General features: G+C 40.1%; 19 protein-coding genes (1 of these 19 running past the window's edge). 12 read left to right on the top strand and 7 right to left on the bottom strand.

From position 1 onward, the window contains the following. The 3 genes from B2X72_RS13185 to B2X72_RS13175 all read left to right on the top strand — a co-directional run. Window positions 1-391, top strand: a 391-nt coding sequence (locus tag B2X72_RS13185; RefSeq protein WP_286849837.1) for an SHOCT domain-containing protein, incomplete at its 5' end; no start/stop codon positions are given. A 23-nt stretch (window positions 392-414) separates the two neighbouring features. After that, entirely contained in the window at window positions 415-2,037 is a 1,623-nt protein-coding gene (gene lnt / locus B2X72_RS13180; RefSeq protein ID WP_286849836.1) for an apolipoprotein N-acyltransferase, read from the top strand. Window positions 2,038-2,251: 214 nt separating this feature from the next. Continuing rightward, window positions 2,252-3,388: a cysteine desulfurase family protein gene (locus B2X72_RS13175; protein ID WP_286735895.1), complete on the top strand. Its 1,137-nt coding sequence runs from the start codon at window positions 2,252-2,254 to the stop codon at window positions 3,386-3,388. Between the two features lie 171 nt (window positions 3,389-3,559). On the opposite strand, the gene B2X72_RS13170 is transcribed toward B2X72_RS13175, so the two are convergent. Beyond that, window positions 3,560-3,979 carry a copper resistance protein NlpE gene (locus B2X72_RS13170; RefSeq protein WP_075991319.1) on the bottom strand — a complete coding sequence of 140 codons (420 nt, stop codon included), beginning with the start codon at window positions 3,977-3,979 and terminating at the stop codon, window positions 3,560-3,562. 84 nt (window positions 3,980-4,063) lie between these two features. Next, window positions 4,064-4,396 (bottom strand): tetratricopeptide repeat protein, encoded by a 333-nt coding sequence (locus B2X72_RS13165; RefSeq protein WP_248933084.1) that lies wholly within the window; start codon window positions 4,394-4,396, stop codon window positions 4,064-4,066. 402 nt (window positions 4,397-4,798) lie between these two features. On the opposite strand from B2X72_RS13165, the gene B2X72_RS13160 reads away from it, so the two are divergent. The 5 genes from B2X72_RS13160 (at window position 4,799) to B2X72_RS13140 (ending at window position 10,054) form a co-directional block, all read left to right on the top strand. Further along, window positions 4,799-5,536 carry an electron transfer flavoprotein subunit beta/FixA family protein gene (locus tag B2X72_RS13160; RefSeq protein WP_075991317.1) on the top strand — a complete coding sequence of 246 codons (738 nt, stop codon included), beginning with the start codon at window positions 4,799-4,801 and terminating at the stop codon, window positions 5,534-5,536. 20 nt (window positions 5,537-5,556) lie between these two features. Continuing rightward, on the top strand, window positions 5,557-6,531 hold the full coding sequence (locus B2X72_RS13155; RefSeq protein ID WP_075991316.1) for an electron transfer flavoprotein subunit alpha/FixB family protein: 975 nt from the start codon (window positions 5,557-5,559) through the stop codon (window positions 6,529-6,531). Window positions 6,532-6,646: 115 nt separating this feature from the next. Continuing rightward, window positions 6,647-7,273 carry a bifunctional nuclease domain-containing protein gene (locus B2X72_RS13150; RefSeq protein ID WP_088160444.1) on the top strand — a complete coding sequence of 209 codons (627 nt, stop codon included), beginning with the start codon at window positions 6,647-6,649 and terminating at the stop codon, window positions 7,271-7,273. 45 nt (window positions 7,274-7,318) lie between these two features. After that, entirely contained in the window at window positions 7,319-8,689 is a 1,371-nt protein-coding gene (locus tag B2X72_RS13145; RefSeq protein WP_286735899.1) for a nucleoside permease, read from the top strand. A gap of 39 nt (window positions 8,690-8,728) precedes the next feature. Continuing rightward, a complete protein-coding gene (locus B2X72_RS13140) occupies window positions 8,729-10,054 on the top strand; it encodes a mechanosensitive ion channel family protein (RefSeq protein WP_286735900.1) in 1,326 nt (441 codons plus the stop codon). Window positions 10,055-10,474: 420 nt separating this feature from the next. On the opposite strand, the gene B2X72_RS13135 is transcribed toward B2X72_RS13140, so the two are convergent. The 3 genes from B2X72_RS13135 to B2X72_RS13125 all read right to left on the bottom strand — a co-directional run bounded on the left by B2X72_RS13135 (window position 10,475) and on the right by B2X72_RS13125 (window position 13,546). Continuing rightward, the gene (locus B2X72_RS13135; RefSeq protein ID WP_286735901.1) at window positions 10,475-12,034 is read right to left on the bottom strand and encodes a calcineurin-like phosphoesterase family protein; all 1,560 of its coding nucleotides are present in this window, start codon (window positions 12,032-12,034) and stop codon (window positions 10,475-10,477) included. Window positions 12,035-12,378: 344 nt separating this feature from the next. Beyond that, window positions 12,379-12,882: a hypothetical protein gene (locus tag B2X72_RS13130; protein WP_236560122.1), complete on the bottom strand. Its 504-nt coding sequence runs from the start codon at window positions 12,880-12,882 to the stop codon at window positions 12,379-12,381. 91 nt (window positions 12,883-12,973) lie between these two features. Continuing rightward, the gene (locus tag B2X72_RS13125) at window positions 12,974-13,546 is read right to left on the bottom strand and encodes a C40 family peptidase (RefSeq protein ID WP_112373637.1); all 573 of its coding nucleotides are present in this window, start codon (window positions 13,544-13,546) and stop codon (window positions 12,974-12,976) included. A gap of 175 nt (window positions 13,547-13,721) precedes the next feature. Here B2X72_RS13125 and B2X72_RS13120 point away from each other — a divergent pair, with 175 nt between their 5' ends. Next, window positions 13,722-14,618: an EamA family transporter gene (locus tag B2X72_RS13120; protein WP_201639672.1), complete on the top strand. Its 897-nt coding sequence runs from the start codon at window positions 13,722-13,724 to the stop codon at window positions 14,616-14,618. Window positions 14,619-14,792: 174 nt separating this feature from the next. Here B2X72_RS13120 and mtaB read toward each other — a convergent pair whose 3' ends face one another. Then, window positions 14,793-16,115: a tRNA (N(6)-L-threonylcarbamoyladenosine(37)-C(2))-methylthiotransferase MtaB gene (mtaB, locus tag B2X72_RS13115; protein WP_112373639.1), complete on the bottom strand. Its 1,323-nt coding sequence runs from the start codon at window positions 16,113-16,115 to the stop codon at window positions 14,793-14,795. Window positions 16,116-16,381: 266 nt separating this feature from the next. Between mtaB and B2X72_RS13110 the strand changes: the two genes are divergently transcribed. The 3 genes from B2X72_RS13110 (at window position 16,382) to B2X72_RS13100 (ending at window position 19,120) form a co-directional block, all read left to right on the top strand. Further along, window positions 16,382-17,203 (top strand): thymidylate synthase, encoded by an 822-nt coding sequence (locus B2X72_RS13110; protein ID WP_070565019.1) that lies wholly within the window; start codon window positions 16,382-16,384, stop codon window positions 17,201-17,203. A 61-nt stretch (window positions 17,204-17,264) separates the two neighbouring features. Further along, complete coding sequence (locus tag B2X72_RS13105; protein WP_286849833.1) at window positions 17,265-17,759, top strand: dihydrofolate reductase; 495 nt, start codon at window positions 17,265-17,267, stop codon at window positions 17,757-17,759. A 152-nt stretch (window positions 17,760-17,911) separates the two neighbouring features. Then, window positions 17,912-19,120, top strand: a complete 1,209-nt coding sequence (locus B2X72_RS13100) for a serine hydrolase (RefSeq protein WP_286735903.1) — start codon at window positions 17,912-17,914, stop codon at window positions 19,118-19,120. 207 nt (window positions 19,121-19,327) lie between these two features. Here B2X72_RS13100 and B2X72_RS13095 read toward each other — a convergent pair whose 3' ends face one another. Beyond that, a protein-coding gene (locus tag B2X72_RS13095) for a D-alanine--D-alanine ligase family protein (protein ID WP_286849832.1) crosses the window boundary here: on the bottom strand, window positions 19,328-20,014 show its 3' portion. The gene runs 333 nt beyond the window's last position; the window shows 687 of its 1,020 coding nt (coding positions 334-1,020); the start codon falls outside the window, past its right edge; it ends in the stop codon at window positions 19,328-19,330.

The following is a 20,014-nucleotide window of genomic DNA, read 5'->3' as shown; positions in this document are numbered from 1 at the left end:
AGACTATATCCCTAAAGTTCAGGCTAGGAAATTGTATCAATATATTAAAGCCGCCCTTGAAAACTATAAAAAAGCGGAATTGGCTGCCGAAAAAGAAAAAATAGTCATTGCTCCAACAGTTGCAAAGGAAGTGATTATCGAACGGCCAGATAATAATACACCGGTTCAGCCAGCAGTTACAGCTCCGGCAGCACCTCAAGCTGTTGTATCGGCACCAGTAACTCCGCCGGCGCCAACGGTATCAAACATCCCACCCGCTCCACCCGTTAAAGAAGAGGAAGATGATGAAATTACCTTAAAGCTCAAAAAATTAAAAACACTCTTCGACAAACAATTGATTACCCAAGAGGAATACGAGAGTAAAAAGAGAGAAGTTTTATCCAGTTTATAATCATAAATGGGAGAAAATATAGAGTGAAAAATAACTATTTACTGGCACTTTTAAGTGCCTTTTTATTGTGGTTGGGCTGGCCTCCGATCCCCTATTCCAGTCCCTTGTTATTTATTGGTTTTGTGCCTTTGCTGATTGCTGTAGAAAACATTATCCGCAGTGAAACACTCCAAAGAAAAGGCCGCAAAGTATTTCTTACAGCGGGACTCACGGCCGTTGTTTGGAACACGGCTTCCATTTACTGGGTTTACAACTCCATCTCGGCAGTTATGCCGCCCTTTGCCGCTGTTGTCATCAGTCTGATACCTTTTTGTCTTGGCGCCGCTTTAATGGCACTGGCTTTCAGCTTATATGGGCAATTACGAGGCAAAACGAACATCCTGTTATCCCTTTTCGGATTAATGGGATTCTGGATAAGCTATGAATTTCTACACGAATCCTGGGATTTAGCCTTCCCTTGGATGACTTTAGGCAATGGTTTCGCAAGTTTCCACCAATTGATCCAATGGTACGACATCACAGGGATCTATGGCGGAACAATATGGATCTGGCTGGTCAATATCTTGGTATTTACACTTTACCTCAATGGAAAAAGACTTTATCCGATCAAACGTAAGATTGTCCCGATTGCCTCTTTGGCGACGATATTACTGGTTCCCAGCACTTACTCGCTGATACGTTACTTCAACTACGAAGAACATCAGAATCCTGCACAGATTGTTGTTGTTCAACCGAATATTGACCCTTATATTAAATTCAATTTAAGTCCCGAGGAACAATTAAACACCTTATTCGCCTTATCAAATTCAGTCGCCAAACCCAATACGGAGTTTTTCATCTGGCCTGAAACTGCACTTTCACAGAACGGCGATTTTGACGAGGAAAACTTTAGGGAAACCTATTCTTACCAGCGCATTTTAAAATTTTTAGATCAATATAAAAATGGTAATGTACTTTCAGGTATTGAAAGCTATCAGTTGTACAACTATGCAAAAACACCTACTGCGCGTGAAATAGCTCCTAATGTATACCAGGATAATTTCAACGCTGCGACATTGATCGATTATTCCTCCAAACTTCAGTTTTACCATAAGTCTAAACTCGTGCCGGGCGTAGAGCAAATGCCTTTTGGCGCAGCGATGAACTTCCTGAAACCTTTATTTAAAGCATTCGGCGGCACGACAGGTGGCTACGGGAAACAGGCCGAACCTTCGGTATTCTATGCCCAAAGCGGTATTGGTGCCGCACCCGTAATCTGTTATGAATCCATTTGGGGCAATTATGTTTCCCAATATGTCAAAAAAGGCGCTCAGTTTATTGCTATCATCACCAACGATGGCTGGTGGGGCAATACTTCGGGTAAAGACCAGCATTTACAGTATGCCAAACTGCGTGCTATTGAAAACAGGCGCTGGGTTGCCCGATCGGCAAATACAGGGATTTCAGGCTTTATCAATCAACGTGGCGATATTGTACAACAGACTAAATGGTGGCAGCCTGCAGCCCTAAATCAGGAAATTAATTTAAATGAAGAAATTACTTTCTATACACAAGCCGGTGATATTGCAGCCTATTTGGGGTTGGCGCTCGCAATGGGAGGACTTGTGATACTCATCGTCGTCCGACGAAAAAAAGAACTTATCTAAATTGAAAAGTAGCGCCAAACTGAAGTAATAGATTGGCGCTATTTTTTTCATCAGAACGGAAAAGTACTCATCTTATTCCTTTCCAGGCAAAAAGGACCTAATTATAATGAGACCCCGCTACGCCAGCACTGTCAGCTACAATTAGGAAAATAAAATGATAAAAATAAGTCATTTAATACCTCTAATTTACTTGAGAGATTTGTAATTTTGCACCATGCAAGTATATTTTGATAATGCAGCGACTACAGCCTTAGATCCTGAAGTAATAAAAGTAATGGTGGATGTGATGAACAATAACTTTGGAAATCCATCTTCTATCCATAGTCACGGACGACAAGTAAAAACAATTGTAGAAAAAGCCCGTAAAACGATTGCCAATCTACTTCATGTATCTCCAGCAGAGATATTCTTCACATCGGGTGGAACCGAGGCCGACAATATGGCCATCGTTAGGTCAATCGCCGACTTTGGGATAACCCATGCCATCACCTCACCTATTGAGCACCATGCCGTATTACATACCTTAGAAGAACTTGAAAAAGCCGGTAAGGTGCACCTCGACTTATTGGAAGTTGGCGAAAAAGGTAATTTAAATCTCACCCAGCTGGAAGAACTTTTAAGTACCAATCCGCGTACGTTTGTTTCCATTATGCATGCCAATAATGAGATCGGAAATCTCAACGATATTCAACGTATCTCCGAGTTATGCCAAAAGTATAATGCGATATTCCATTCGGACACGGTACAGACCATGGGGCATTATCCACATGACCTTGGTAACCTTAAAATAGATTTTATAACAGGGGCTGCCCATAAATTCCATGGCCCAAAAGGGGTGGGTTTTCTTTACATCAATGCGAATAACAAGATTAAACCGTTAATCTATGGTGGAGCACAAGAGCGCAACATGCGTGGTGGAACAGAAAATGTCTATGGAATCGCGGGGCTTGCCAAAGCTTTAGAACTTGCCTATGAGCACATGGAAGAACACCACGCTTATATTCAAGGACTCAAATCTTATATGATCGACGAGTTGCAGAAAGCAATCCCCGAAATTGATTTTAATGGTGTTATTGAACCAGAAAAATCACTGTATACCGTATTGAATGTTTCTTTCCCATGTAGTGACCTTGCTGACATGCTTTTATTCAACCTGGATATTGCAGGAATCTCTTGTTCTGGTGGCAGTGCCTGCAGCTCAGGAACAGACATCGGATCGCATGTATTGGGTGCAATCAAATCAAGCTCGGAGCGTCCTTCGGTTCGTTTTTCATTCTGCAAGCATAATACAAAGGAAGAAGTCGATTTTGTGGTAGCAACCTTGAAAGAACTTTGTACAAAGAACAAATAGCATTTATAGGTAAAGCGTCAAGCATGCCCCGCAAGTGAAAAATAAATTATCAGGCTTGCAGCAAGAAAGAACTTATTCAATAGCCGAAAAACAGCTATACATCCAAAAACATAAAAAGCCGAAAGTATATTTTCGGCTTTTTATGTTTTAATATATCCCTTAGGCTACATATCAATTTTTTGTCAAAACATAATATTTGGAAATATCGCCCGTTATGTCATTTCCAGAGAGATCCAGTTGACTGAGTATCCGATTTCCTAATTTGAACTTATAGTCAACGCCGTCCAGTGTAATAATGTTACCATCCAATTTCCATTTTCCTTCACGCATAAACACATCATCACTTTTATTAAGGTATTTAGATGAATATTGGTAGGTATTGTCAGCATGCAATGAAATAAGTGTTTCTATACCATCACAATCCGCACAAGGCATGACGCCTTTGTATTCACCAATCACTACTTCCGCCTTATCCCTACCTTTTAGGTCCTGTAAATTATCTTTATAGACCGCAACACTTTGTTTGGGATTATCACATCCCACCATTCCAATTGTCAACAACAAACCCACAATCCAAATAAACCTTTTCATCTCATTCCAAATTCAAAAAAATCAGCATCTAACAGTTACACCAATAAATTCATAACAAATTAAATACCAAAAATTTAGAAAAGATTAAAAATCATCTTCATCGTCGTCTGTCAAGAATGATAATGCACCTTGTAACTCGCCCAAAGCATGGAAATTACGTGTCTTCCGAGCGATCTCAATTCCGGATCTATAGGTATCAATCGCGGACGCCTGTTTATTTAATTTTTCGTACAATTTGCCCAAATGATAGTAAGTTCCTACATAATCTGGATTTGTATGTACTAAATTCTCAAATCTCAACAAAGCCTCTTGTTCATCTTCCTGCTTGAGATATTCAGCTGCAATTGCATATTTTAAAAAAGGATCTTCGGGGCTCTCTTTCAAAAATTCATTCAGTTGATCCAATCGTGTCGACATATCTTTTTTATTTCAAACTTAGACAAATTGCATTTTATATGCAATTTAATTGTGTATCCCCCTCAAACAATTCCGCATCTCTCCATATCACACGAAAGCTTTTTATAAACAGGAACCCCGAATGAGCTGCGATGCTTTCTAAAATTACTATGCTAGCATATAAAATGACAATTTACTGACGCAATAAATCCATTATAAAGAATCGGCTATTTAAAATAAAAAAATACAAAAAAGACAACAAAACACCTAAATATCATATCATATCAAAAAAAATACACGAAAACAACTGGTAAAATTAAAAATTCATCAAAATCACAAGACGACTCTTTAACAGCATTTAAAACGCCTTAGCGCTTTTTAATTGAAAGAAAATATGGTAAGTTTGAGTAAAACCAATCGTATATGAAAATATTAGTTTGTATAAGTAATGTCCCTGACACTACATCCAAAATCACTTTTACAAATGACAACACTGCATTTAACACAGCTGGTGTACAATTCATTATAAACCCTTATGATGAAATTGCTTTATCCAAAGCAGTTGAGTTGGCTGAAGGTGGAAAAGGAACCGTAACTGTCATCAATGTGGGCGATGCATCTACAGATGCAACCATTCGAAAAGCATTGGCAATTGGCGCAGACAATGCTGTACGGATTAACGCCGCTCCACGCGATGCTTGGTTTGTTGCTAATCAGATAGCAAAGTATGCCAAAGACAATGCATTTGACTTAATTTTAACTGGCCGCGAATCCATCGACTATAACGGTGCTCAAGTGGGGGCAATCGTAGGAGAACTGCTGCATATCCCTTCTGTTTCCATTGCCAAAAAAGTTGATATTGCGGGCGACGCAGTCACAGTTGAGCGCGAGATTGAAGGCGGAAAAGAAGTATTGACAGCAAAGCTGCCCATCGTCATTGGTACAGCAGAAGGTGTTGCCGAGCCAAAAATACCTAATATGCGTGGTATTATGAGTGCGCGGACCAAACCATTGGATGTGCTGGAACCTTCCACTATAGACGTTCTTGAACACATTGTCAGCTATGAGACACCTGCTCCGCGCGGTACGGTCAAACTTGTTGACGCTGCCGAGGTAGAAAAATTAGTTTCTCTTCTTCACGACGAAGCTAAAGTTATTTAATCTTTAAACGCTAAAACACCATGTCTATACTCGTATACGTAGAAAATACCGATGGAAAATTCAAAAAATCTGCTTTTGAAGTTGTTTCTTATGCAAAATCCATCGCCGATAACATACAGACTGATCTTGTTGCGATTTCAATTGGAAATGTCGCTGGAGACGAACTTGCTGGCTTGGGCAAGTACGGTGCTTCCAAAGTATTAAATGTCGACAATGAGCGACTCGCTTCTTTTGTAAACCAAGCGTATGCAAGCATCATTGCTGAAGCCGTAAAGAGTACCGGCTCAAAAATACTTGTGCTGTCCAACTCTTTCTCGGGCAAAGGACTCGCTCCACGTATTGCAGCCAAATTAGAGGCTGGTCTGGCCGATGGCGCGCTCGAATTGCCGAAAATCAATGGCGACAAACTGACTGTCAAAAAAACAGCGTTCTCCAATAAAGCGTTCGCTACGCTCGAACTATCCTCGGATATAAAGGTCATCGCACTAAGCCCGAATGCATATGAAACAAAAGAGACCGGTGGTAGCGCAACTGTCGAAACTTTTGCTCCCAATATTGACCAAACAGATTTTACAACGATGGTCAAAGAGATTGTCCGAGCAACAGACAAAGTTTCCCTGCCGGAAGCTGAAATCGTCGTCTCCGCTGGGCGTGGTTTAAAAGGCCCTGAAAACTGGGGTATGGTGGAAGAACTTGCAGACGTCCTTGGTGCAGCTACAGCATGTTCAAAACCCGTATCTGATGCAGGCTGGCGCCCGCATTCGGAGCACGTAGGCCAAACAGGTATTGTTGTTAGCCCCAATCTCTACATTGCTATCGGTATCTCCGGAGCAATACAGCATTTGGCCGGAGTAAGCTCTTCTAAAACAATCGTTGTCATCAACAAAGATCCAGAAGCGCCCTTTTTCAAAGTGGCCGATTATGGAATTGTAGGCGATGCTTTCGACGTCGTTCCGAAATTAACGCAGGCATTGAAGGCTTACAAAGGTATTTAAAGCTTTCTTCCGATATATTCTCCCCATTTATCCAAAATGAATGGGGAGTTTTTATTTGTTATAATTGCATATAAAAGCAAATTTATCTAAGTTTGTAGACCGCTTTGGAATTAAAATGAAGAAAATCAGATTAGATATCGTTGGTTTATCCTATAGTCAAACGCAATCTGGGGCTTATGCTCTTGTATTGGGAGAAGTGGAGGGCAACAGAAGATTGCCCATCATTATCGGCAGCCACGAGGCTCAAGCTATTGCTATTCGGATAGAGAAAATGATTCCTAGTCGTCCGCTGACACACGACCTATTTCAATCTTTTGCAGATTCTTTTGGTATTAAACTCATTGAAGTACTGATCTATAATTTGATTGAAGGGATATTTTATGCTAAAATTATCTGTTCCGACGGCAACAAGATTGTCGAGATTGATGCCCGCACATCCGATGCCGTTGCACTGGCTGTACGGTTTGAAGCTCCGATCTATGCCTACGAATTTATTATGTCCTCTGCTGGAATTATCATTGAGGGACATGAGTTTGCATTTTTGGAAAACCTAGACAAATCCAACAAAGTTCAGGATCCAAGTGTTGTTGAGATCGAAGAAAAAACACCTTCAAAATCCCCACAAAATCCTTTCTCCACGTTGACAGATGAGCAACTGGAGCAAGCACTTAATCAGGCATTGACCGAAGAAAACTACGAGCAGGCTGCATTGATTAGGGATGAGATTTCCAAAAGAAAATAACTCCTTTCATTAAAGCGAAACAAAAATTTTAAATAACATCGATTTATGTCTATTAAATTAAGATTGACCATTATGAGCTTCTTTCAGTTTTTTGTCTGGGGAGCATGGTTGATTACAATAGCAAACTATTGGTTTGGCACAAAACAATGGGATGGTACACAATTTGGAGCTATTTTTGCAACCATGGGGATCGCTTCTTTATTTATGCCTACCTTGATGGGAATTATCGCCGATCGTTGGATAAATGCCGAAAGATTATATTTTATTCTTCACTTATGTTATGCGGGTGTTTTATTCTATTTACCTCAGGTAAATGATCCAAACACCTTTTTTTATGCGATGCTTGCGGCAATGTGTTTTTATATGCCGACTTTGGCCCTATCCAACTCCATTGCATATACGGCATTAAATGAAAATAACTACGATTTGGTCAAGGCATTCCCCCCCATCCGGGTTTTCGGAACCATAGGTTTTATCGTCGCCATGTGGATCACCAATTTAACAGGCAACAAGGCCACAGCTTATCAATTTTATATCGCCGGAACCGCAGCTTTGGCTTTAAGTCTCTATGCTTTTACATTACCTAAATGTCCACCGAAGAAGTTACAACAGGAAGATGCTTCCTGGACACAACTATTAGGCTTGGAAGCATTTAAACTTTTTGGAAATTATAAAATGGCTTTGTTCTTTATTTTTTCCATGTTCTTAGGTGCCGCACTCCAATTGACCAATGCCTACGGTGATGTGTTTTTGGATGAATTTAAATTCTACCCTAAATTTGCAGAATCTTTCGTTGTGAAATATTCGACCATCATTATGTCCATTTCGCAGATATCCGAGACACTTTTTATTCTTGCTATTCCATTTTTCCTCAAAAGATTCGGTATAAAAAAGGTCATGCTGATTTCGATGTTTGCCTGGGTATTACGTTTTGGATTATTCTCATTTGGTGACCCTGCAGGCGGACTTTGGATGATTGTATTATCCTGTATCGTCTATGGTATGGCATTTGACTTCTTTAATATCTCAGGTTCTTTATTTGTTGAAACCTCCACAACATCACGCATACGCAGCTCGGCACAAGGCTTATTTATGATGATGACAAACGGTTTCGGTGCCGTTGTAGGCAGTTTTGCATCGGGTTGGATCATTGACCACTACTTTACCAAAAGTTTTCAAAACAGCAAAGATCTCGCACAATATTTAGATACAACAATCGACAACACCCATTTTTTACATTTTCTGCAGGAAAAGAGTATCTCAATCTTACCTGACGGCATGTTAAGTGGTAACCTCATGCTGAAAGACTGGCATGACATCTGGCTAGCTTTTGCCATCTACACCTTGGTTATAGCAGTCCTTTTTGCAGTCTTCTTTAGACATAAACACGAGCGTGAACCGCTCAATTCAAAATAACAAAAAGCCGCTAATTGCGGCTTTTTGTATATTTGTAACATGCAAAGCACAGCAACGGAATTATTCAAAGATTCTCAATCCCACATCTATAATTGGACATTTCAATGGATTAAACAATTTGGCCTTGATAATCAGGGGAGTCATTTTGTTAACTCGATCCTTTTACTCTTACTGGTTGTCTTGTTTTTGATCATCATTGACTATTTCACCAAAAGAACATTACTCCTGTTAACAATCAAAGCCATCAGACGTAGTACAAACCGCTTTGATGATCTGTTGATCCGTAATAAAACACTGAAACTTGTTGCTCATTTTGTTCCGATATTAGTGGCACAATATATCATGCCCATTATCTTCATGGGTTTTCCAACCTGGAAAGAAAACAGCAATAAAATACTTGACATAGCCACGACTGTCGTCAGTTTATTGATTATTCATTCGCTCCTGAAAAGTTTGCGGGATATGCTGCGCATGAAGAAATCTTTTGCAGACAAACCTCTGGAGAGTTATTTACAGGTCTGTCAGATTATCTTATTATTTATCGGCGGAACGATCTGCTTTTCAATATTGACAGGAAAATCTCCCTGGTCTTTCTTATTATCCTTGGGTGCCGCATCCGCAATTCTGATGTTGGTATTCAAAGACACTATACTAGGATTTGTTGCCAGTATACAAGTTTCGGCCAATGACTCCATCCGTGTCGGAGATTGGATAGAGATGCCCAAATATGGCGCCGATGGAACGGTCAAAGAGATTAACCTCAATAATGTAAAAGTACAGAACTTTGATAAGACCATTACGACGATACCAACACATACGCTATTGTCGGATTCGTTCAAAAATTACAGGGGCATGCAGCAGTCGGGCGGTAGGCGCTTAAAGCGGGCCATAAATATCAAAATTTCCACGATTCGATTTTTAGAAAATGAAGAAATTGAAAAACTCAAAAATATACAGATCCTGCGGCCGTATATCGAAGAGCGCGCCAGGACAATTGACCAATTCAACACCCAACAGCAAATAGATCAGTCAAGCCCCATAAATGGTCGCAAAATGACAAATCTAGGGATGTTCAGAGCTTACACACTCACCTATTTACGTCAAAACCCCAATATCCACAAGACCATGCCCCTGATGGTGCGTCAGCTTGCTTCAACCGAACACGGTGTTCCAGTCGAACTTTATTTCTTTGTAAACGATATCCGCTGGGAATATTACGAAGGAATTGTTTCGGATGTATTCGACCACCTATTTGCCGCCACAAAATACTTCGACCTGGAGATCTTTGAAAATCCGGCATCGGATGATTTTCGGCGTGCTATCCGGCATAAAAGCCTTCATGACTTCGCAGACCAACAACAATAAAAGCGAACGGAATGTTCTTTCTGGCCAATAACGTCAGACACTTTCAGAAGAAAATATCGCTGTCGAACCAAGTGTTCAGCCGAACTATGTGTTCATATATTGCTAAGGTTCATACCAAACGAATTACCAGGCAAAACCTTGTCTGCATAAATCAAATGAACTGTAAGAACAGGCCAGCCGAGAAGCAGTTAAATGCTGGTATCGTAAGATAGCCTAAAAGGTATAAAACAGTGAAAGGTAATCTGGGGAGATTACCTTCACTTTAAAAACAAACTAAATTTTCAGACGTGTTTCACAACAGATCTACACATTAACCCTAACTCTTTATGAATCAAAAATTACTCTACACAAATATAGGATCGTTATGTTAAGTGCATCTTAAGCTATCTTTAAACTTAAAACAACTCTACAAATGGTTATTTATCTCACCTCAATAGTCTTTGTTGCCAGGTGTACTCTATTGAAAAGATCAATCGCCTGAACCTCAATCTGATATTTACCAGCTTTAAGTTTGGGCAAATTAGCTGTCCACAGATGACTGGATTTTTCGGGGTTCGAAGGTCTACGCGTATTCTTTAATTCAGTTGCTGTATCGTATTTAGCAAGAGAATTTAGGAATGCCGGATCGTTTTCATTGACAAAATCCATTTCCTTCCATTCGCCCTGATTGATTCTATACGTTACCTTGTCACCTTCCTTTCCAATGAAAAAATTAGCGTATATCGGATATCTCTTTGTGTATTTTTCTGGAACGACCGATGCGCCATATAAATCGATCTGATACGTTGCTGGCTTACCGACAACCTTATAATCAAAACTGTATTGGTTGCCCTCGATTTTTAAGATGGCATACCCTTTTGGTGTACCGTCCCGCATTGTAGAAACAGGAATTCCCTTTTCATTCAACTCGCCTGAATACCAGTCGCCAGAGGTCGTACCCACATTATACTCGTGATGTGGCTTTTCTTGTTTCCATCCTTCGTTTTGCCCATAAAAATATTGCCGCTGAAAGTGTGTATGCGCGGATAAAGACAAGGTATGCTTAAATGGAGCCAAAATATCGAACAGACGTTGTCTATCTTCGTTACGAAAGACATCCGAGTTTTGATGGTATAAAGGAATATGAAATGCCAACACAATCAATTTATCTTTAGCAACGTTTTTTAAGTCATTTTCCACAAAATCAAGCTGATCTTTACGGAATCCGCCTAAATAACCTTTACCTGTCCGTGGATTCGGATAAATGATATTATCAAGAATGATAAAATGCGTATTTCCATAGTTGAACGCATAATTATTGGGGCCAAACGTCCGCTCGAACGATTCATCGGAGAGGCTATCCACTTTAGCATCATAGTTCATATCGTGGTTTCCCATGACATTATACCATGGCAAGCCCATCGTGGAAATCACCGATTTATATTTTGGCTGAAGTGAAAGATCGTCTCCCACCAAGTCGCCTAAGCTTATTCCGAATTTCGCAATTGTCTTATCGGAAATTTCATTGATCACACCATTTTTGAAATAGGCCAGTTCTTCCTCCGTGTAAGCCTGTGGATCACCAAAAACAAAAGCTGAAAACTTAGGATCCTCATCTTGTTGATACATTGCAAAATTTACAGCAGCAGGGATTTTTCCTGTAGCAGCAACAGCAGGGTATTTTGAAACTGGACTACCGTTTACCTTATGGATATAATAGAATTTTGGGTGGTTATTTTCATCCAAGGGCAAAGCATAGCCTGTTGGTTTAACCACAAAAATGATGTTGTCATTTCCAACGGGCAATTGGTAATTACCATCTTTATCAGTCGTTGTCACTTCACGCCCGTTACTAACAGAAACAGACGCAATACCTTGTTCGTTTTTATCTAATTTTCCGTTCTTGTTTACGTCCAGATAAACTTTTCCTTTTGCAAAATCTTGCGCCTGCACAGCGTTTACGCATGCCCAGGAAATTGCTAGTGCCAAAAATGCTTTCATATGAAATTTTGTTTTGGCGCTAAAGTATTCGATTCAGGTTAACGGAGTATAAAGAGAATATAAAGAATTTATCAAAAAACAAAGGAAGCCATTTAATACTCCTGTATTAATTAATCCATATTTGGCAGTATCGTTATAGGGACCTTATCCGTGTTTTATACGTATTCATCCGAATGAGGTCCCTATCAGGTCCCTATTAAGTCCCTATAAAATCCCTACTAACATATATGTTGTTGGCGGGTTAAATCCTTCTTCCATCCTTTGTTTACAGACGGATATTCGGCACAAAAAAAGAGAAACCAATGACTTGATTTCTCTCTTTACCCTTAGGGCCTATTTCTTAACTATCTGGCTTGCGCAGTTGCCAACATGCGGTTGACTTCATCGATCATTGATTTTGCTGCATCGTGCATCCGAGGGTTGCCTGCAAAATCTGCATCCAAAGTGATATGCTTGGACTTATCTTTATAGTTGAACTCTAAATAAAAACGTGGGACTTTAGAATTTGTTGAATCCTGCTGCCATTCAGGACCGGTCATATCGGTATCCAAGTTCCAAAAGCCGAGCTCCATTGCTTTGCGATGCAGGTATAATAAATCGTCTTTTGTAAATTTTACAGTATCGGTAATTAGAGAATCTTTTTTGTCTAAATATTTATAGATACGTGTTTTTGAATTGTATTCGTTGACCATGTGGTTCGGCTCGCCATATTTGAATTCAATGGATTCAAAATCGGCAAAACGAAAAGGGGCATTTTTGATCATATTACTATAGTAATAAACACAATACATCAAAAACGGCACAATAATACAAAGGCCCAAAAAAATCTTCTTACTCTTGATTGTCATTTCTATAAAATTTTGACAAAAATAAGGATTTATACAGGGTATAAAAGTTTATATCAAGATATGACATAAAACCTACATGAAATTCACGCGTTTAGATATTGGGAGAGCCCGCGTCAACAAAGGTCTTCGCATACCAACTGTCGGTAAGATCAGAGATAATAACACCTTTCCGTGTCGAAACATGAACGAACTTATTATTATGCAGGTATACACCAACATGATCTATTCCATTTCGTCCGAAAGAAAAAAACACGAGATCTCCTTCTTCAAGTTTATCGACCTTTTTTCTCTTTACTATTCCTTCCATGTCACGCGAAGTCCGCGGCAAATTCCCTTTGTATACTTCAATATAGAGCAGATTAACAAATCCCGAGCAATCTACCCCCGATTTGGTCTGTCCACCCATACGATGCGGTATCCCCATCCAATCGTCAATAAAGGAATAAAGGTGCGGATTTAGTTTTTTGGTACTCACATTGAGCAAGTCTGCATAATTGTCAAGTTTGGATCCCGAAAAAGTTTTTCCACGCGCTGAGCTCGCATCTGTCAAAACCGAACCATTGGAAGAATGTGTTTTGGAGCTAAGTACCTTTTTCTTCGTTGAACAACTGCTCAAAAATAGAACTGCACCTAAAAAGAAGATAAAATAAGATCTGACACCCATGCGGTTCGATTTACGTTCTTGCTTAACAAACTTACTTGCATAACAAACTTAATTAAATTGCTGTTGATATCCAATAAATTTGCTTGCCCCCGGAGATTGCTTTTCTTGATAAGAACGTCAGATAAGAAAAAGAATTGTTCAGAAATCGTAACTTTGACGCCTAATTTATTTGAGAATGGAAAAATTAAAAGGTGCATTAGCTGTCTTTTTAGGTGCGAGTAGTTTTGGGATACTATCAACGTTTGTTAAAAAAGCCTATGGTAAAGGGTTGAATTTAGGAGAGGTAACGGGAATTCAGGTATTGTTTGGCATGCTTATCCTTTGGCTTATCTATATCATCATCAAACTCTTTTCGGCAAAGTCATTTCACTCTTCAAGCAAGAAATCTTCATGGATCAAGATATTAATCAGTGGTACTTCGACCGGTTTGGTGAGCATTCTCTATTACAAATGTGTACAGCTCGTCCCGGCTTCGTTGGCCATCGTACTGCTCATGCAGTATATCTGGATCGGTGTGGTAATCGAATTTATCTTTTTCAAGGTAAAACCTTCAAAAAACAACCTGATTGGTATCGGCATTGTACTCATTGCAACATTATTAGCGACTGGACTTCTTGAAAAAGGCTTGCAACACCTCAACCTAACAGGTGTCTTATTTGGTCTTTTAGCAGCGACCGCCTATTCGGTCTTCATGATCGTCAACGGTCGTGTCGGCAATGACTATCACCCCATTCAAAAAAGCGCTATTATGGTAACGGGGGCCTGTATACTGGTCTTCACCTTGTTTCCACCTGCTTATTTATGGAATGGTCAATTTGATGGTAACTTCCTCTATTTCGGCTTGATCCTCTCGCTATTTGGCACGGTCATCCCGCCTTTATTATTTGCCTATGGCCTACCGAAAACGGGCTTCTCCTTAGGCGGAATATTAAGTTCGGCGGAGCTACCCGTAGCCACCTGTATGTCGTTTTTTATACTTCATGAAAGTGTATCCACGATACAATGGCTCGGGGTACTTTTGATCTTGGGTACCGTCATCTGGTTAAATGCAGCAAAGAGCAGTACGCATTAGGCGACCGATCCACTTCCGGTCGGAGTACTGTAGTCAATTTGATCAAGAACACAACTGTGTGCTGCAATCAATAGGGAAATTATGGAATTCCCGTTAACGAAAAAAGGCAATCTTCTCTAATAAGATTGCCTTTTTTATATGTTAAACCTTTGTATGTTATAAATCTTAAAAAGGTTAATGTGTCAGTGTCTCCGGAATTTCTTCTACTTCCACTTCACAGGAATCCGTTACTTCAATAAATTTAACCGGCACAACCTCATTCACCAATAATGGATCGTATAAGGTCCGTACTTTGACATAGTTTTTAGAAAAACCATGCATATAACCATCTTTTTCGTCTGCTTCAAACAAAACATCACCAGTCTCACCAAGCTGTGACTCATAAAACGCACGGCGCTTCTTCTCCGAAAGGATGTGCAACATTTTGCTACGGTCGCTGCGTTGAGCTCCCGGTACAGCACCGTCCATTTGAGCAGCAATCGTATTCTCCCTTTCTGAATAGGTAAAGACATGCAGGTAAGAAATATCCAAATCATTCAAGAAATTGTATGTATCGATAAAGTCTTCACGTGTTTCTCCCGGAAATCCGACAATAACGTCAACACCGATACAGCAATTAGGCATCAATGACTTGATAAAAGCGACGCGCTCTGTGTAAAGCTCTCTTTTGTACCTTCTGCGCATTAAACCCAGAATTTTATTGCTTCCAGACTGCAATGGCATATGGAAATGTGGAACAAAACGTTTTGATTGGGCCACAAACTCAATAATATCATTGGAAAGAAGATTGGGTTCTATCGAGGAAATACGGATTCTATCAATCCCTTCGACTTCATCCAGTGCTTGTACCAAATCCAAGAACCGGTCTTCGCGCTTACCATCCCGAATGCCAAAATCGCCAATGTTTACACCTGTTAAAACGATTTCTTTGACGCCTGAAGCTGCAATTTCTTCTGCTTGACGCACAATATCTTCGATCTTGCCCGAGCGACTTCCGCCACGTGCCAAAGGAATCGTACAAAATGTACATGAATAATCGCAGCCGTCCTGTACTTTTAGGAACGTACGCGTACGATCGCCAATCGAATAAGCCGAGACAAATTGATTGGTCTCATCGATTGGACCATTATAAACGATCGTTTTTTCCTGTTTCGTCAAATCATTGATATGCTCAATAATATTAAACTTTTCAGCTGCACCTAAGACCATGTCCACTCCGGGAATCTCTGCAATCTCTTTTGGTTTTAGCTGCGCATAACAGCCAACAATCGTAATATAGGCGTTGGGAGAGTGCTTTAAAGCTTCCTTCACTACTTTTCTACACTTCTTGTCAGCATTATCCGTTACCGAACATGTATTGATTACATAGACGTCTGCACGGCTATTGAACGCTGTGGTATCATAGCCCGCATCTTTAAATAAACGACCAATGGATGATGTCTCCGAATAATTCAGTTTACATCCAAGTGTATAAAAAGCTACTTTTTTATTCTCCATAATATTTTGCAAAATTACATTTTTTTTCAGTAACCCCTCTTACCATTTTAAGTTTTGACTTTCTCGTTATAAGGATTTTCCTTAGTTTTGACTATCTTGAAAGGTTGAATGCACCGGCGGCTTATTACGGACAAACTAAATTAGAGCCGGACATGATGTATTCAAATATTCCCCGATTGAGAATCAGACACATAAAATAGTGTTATTCGTTCTGTCCAGTTCGATTATAGTATTGATATTTGGTATTTAATAATTACTTTTTACAGATGAAACAATATTTAGATTTACTCAGACATGTATATACGAATGGTGTTGTAAAGACAGATCGTACGGGCACAGGTACCAAAAGTGTCTTTGGATATCAGATGCGTTTCAACCTTCAGGAAGGTTTCCCTTTGGTAACGACGAAGAAATTACACCTGCGATCCATTATCCATGAATTGATCTGGTTTCTTAAAGGTGAAACCAATATTCAGTATCTCAAAGAAAATGGCGTAAGCATTTGGGACGAGTGGGCTGACGAACAAGGAAATTTAGGCCCTGTATACGGATCACAATGGCGCTCCTGGCCAACACCCGATGGCCGTCATATCGATCAGATCACACAGGTTATCAACCAGCTAAAAAATTCACCGGATTCACGCCGTATTATTGTATCGGCATGGAATGTTGCCGAAATAGAGCATATGGCATTACCTCCTTGTCATGCCTTTTTTCAGTTTTATGTCGCTCCGGCACAACCTGAAAAAGGTATCTTAAAGCCGCAATTGTCCTGTCAACTCTATCAACGTAGTGCCGATATATTCTTGGGCGTTCCTTTCAACATTGCCTCTTATGCTTTATTGACGATGATGGTCGCACAGGTTTGTGACATGGAAGCCGCAGAGTTTATCCACACCCTTGGCGATGCACATATCTACAGTAATCACTTCGAGCAAACGGAGCTCCAATTGAGCCGCGAGCCAAAAGCGCTACCCCAGATGAAAATAAACCCTGAAGTAAAAGATATCTTTGATTTTAAGTTTGAAGATTTTGAATTGTTAAACTACGAATCCCATCCACATATCAAAGCTCCGGTGGCCGTTTAACAAGAAAGGTACCTGATTTTGTAATATATTTTAGCGAACGAATAATCACCTTATATCAAAAATGAGCAACCCAACGATCACATTAATCGTAGCTGCGTCGGAAAACAATGCCATCGGAATCGACAATCAGATGCCTTGGCATTTACCCAACGACTTTAAATATTTTAAGAGAAATACCGTTGAGCACTCTGTCCTAATGGGCAGAAAGACTTTTGAGGCCATAGGCAAAGCATTGCCAGACAGAAGAAATATTGTCATTACACGTAACGCGAATTTCCAGGGAGAAGATATTGATGTTGCCAACAGCATCCAAGAGGCACTCTTGTATTGCCGGGATGAACGTGAGGTATTCATCATTGGTGGCGCAAACATTTATCAGCAAGCGCTACCCTTGACAAATAAAGTGCTTCTGACGCGCGTACATACAACTATCAAAGGTGACGCTTTCTTTCCTGAATTACCGTCAGAAGAATGGGAATTAGTTGCCTCAGATTCGCATCAGGCCGATGACAAACATGCATTTGCTTATACCTTTGAAGTTTATACGCGAAAATAATTCCATGTTTACGAATAGCAAAACGCGATAGGATCATGGAGCTTTTTGCTTCATGATCCTATCACCATTAAAAGCTATAGAAGAGCTTACAGGCGCGACACTTTGATCTAAAGCACATGCAAAAATACCTCACCCTAATTTTTACTCTATTCATGTCAGATCTATACGCTCAGAAGATAGATACTGTTTACCTGGAAAAATTACTCCAAAGTCATCCCGATCTATTTCAAAACATATTAAGTCATCCGACGAAAAATGAAGTACAAATTCTGTATACACAGATTGATCGTGACAAATCCAATAAGCCACATTTCAGGTCCTATAGCTATCGACTGAATCCGAACTGGTATTTTTATCCCGCAAGTACAGTGAAGTTGCCGACAGCAATTCTGGCTTTGGAAAAAATCAATGACCTGCATATTGACGGTCTCAGCAAAGATACCCCACTACGCATCGATTCTGCTTTTGAAAAGCAGACTAAGGTTCTTGTGGATGAATCCGCCGCCAATGGCCTTCCATCTGTTGCTCAATATGTTAAAAAGATCTTATTAACCAGCGACAACGATGCCCAAAACAGGCTTTTCGAATTTATTGGCCGTGCAGAACTGAATGCGAAACTAAAAAAATACGGCACTAATTACAGCCGCATTGTCAACCGTCTTGCCATTGGCGACAAAGGCATATGGGCCAAACATACTAACCCCGTCACCTTTTATAAGGGGAAGGATATTATTTATAAACAAGAAGCACAGTTCGATCCCAAGGATTATACCATCGAGCTGTCCAATACGCTTCAGGGGAAAGGTTACATGAACGATAAAGATGAACTTGTTCATGAACCCTGGAGTTTTGAAGGATTAAATGTATACGCTTTGCAAGATCAACAGCTGATATTGAAGAAGCTGTTATTTCCCGAAGCATTTCAGCCTCAAGAAAGATTCAATCTGAAAAAAGATGACTACGCGCTCCTCTATGATTATATGTCGCGCTATCCCTTTGAATCGGATTTTCCAAAATATGATCCAGCAGAATTCTGGCCAACGTATAGCAAGCTCCTTTTTTATGGCCGTGAAAAAAATGCGATCTTAAATCCCAACATCCGGATCTTCAACAAGTATGGAGATTCCTATGGCTATAATATTGATAATGCCTATGTCGTCGACTTTGAACATGGCGTGGAATTTATGCTCGCCGTTGTTGTACAGTCCAATGAAAATGGCATCTACAACGATGGACGCTATGAATATGAAACAGTAACCTATCCTTTTTTAAAAAATATCGGCCAGGTAATTTATCAGGAGGAGCTGAAAAGAGTTAAAAAGTTTAAACCTGATCTATCGAAATTTGATTTCAGAAAATAAAACACAAAAAAGGCTCTCAGAAAATTGAAAGCCTTTTTTGTGTAGCGCCATCGTGGCGTATTTTTATCCCCCTTGGCTAGAAGGCTGCTTATGCGAATGATCAGCGGGCTGTGGCTGAGAAATGCAGTATGTCATCATCGGAATGTATGCTTATCCGCGCTCCAGCCATATAGTCCCTGCCTCAAGTCCTACTGAGATAGAGCAAAACTATTTCGATTGTAGAGCCGTTTCGATCAACTCCCCGTAAAAATCCCCCTCCTTCATTCCAAAAGCCCGTACCTGCTGCGGAATAAAGCTTTGTGGAGTCTGCCCGGGAATGGTATTAATTTCGATAAAATAAAATTTATCGGTATCATTTTCCAAAAAGAAGTCCACCCGAACCATACCCTTACAGTTCAATCTCACATAAATTTCCCTTAAAATACGTGCAGCGCGCTCCTGCTCTTCCGTAGTCAGGTCTGCTGGTGTAATCTCTTCGGTCAATCCAGGTACATACTTGGCTTCATAATCAAAAAATTCACGTGTAGTACGAACTTCGGTAGCCGGCAAAACAACGAGTTCGCCTTTTGAATTCCTAAAAATTCCCTCGGAAAATTCGCGTCCAGTCACAAATTCTTCAACAATAACCTGTTTCCCGGTATTCTCTGCATCAAAAGCTTTATCAATCGCTTCCTGCAGTTGTGCCGATTCCTTTACTTTGGTCATTCCGATACTACTTCCACCGGCATTAGGTTTCACAAAATACGGCAGCGAAAGATTGCTTTCGACGATTTTGACCGCTTCCAGGCGTTGCGATTCAAACAATAAGACCGATTTTGCCAAATGCAACTCGGGAATATCCGATAAAATCGCTTTTGTATACCCTTTATTCATAGTCAATGCCGAAGTCAAGGC

The sequence above is a fragment of the Sphingobacterium sp. UBA7253 genome (assembly GCF_002472745.1).
GTDB classification, from domain to species: domain Bacteria; phylum Bacteroidota; class Bacteroidia; order Sphingobacteriales; family Sphingobacteriaceae; genus Sphingobacterium; species Sphingobacterium siyangense.
Note: the sequence above shows the minus strand (reverse complement) of the source record. Positions and strands in the feature narration are given on the sequence as shown.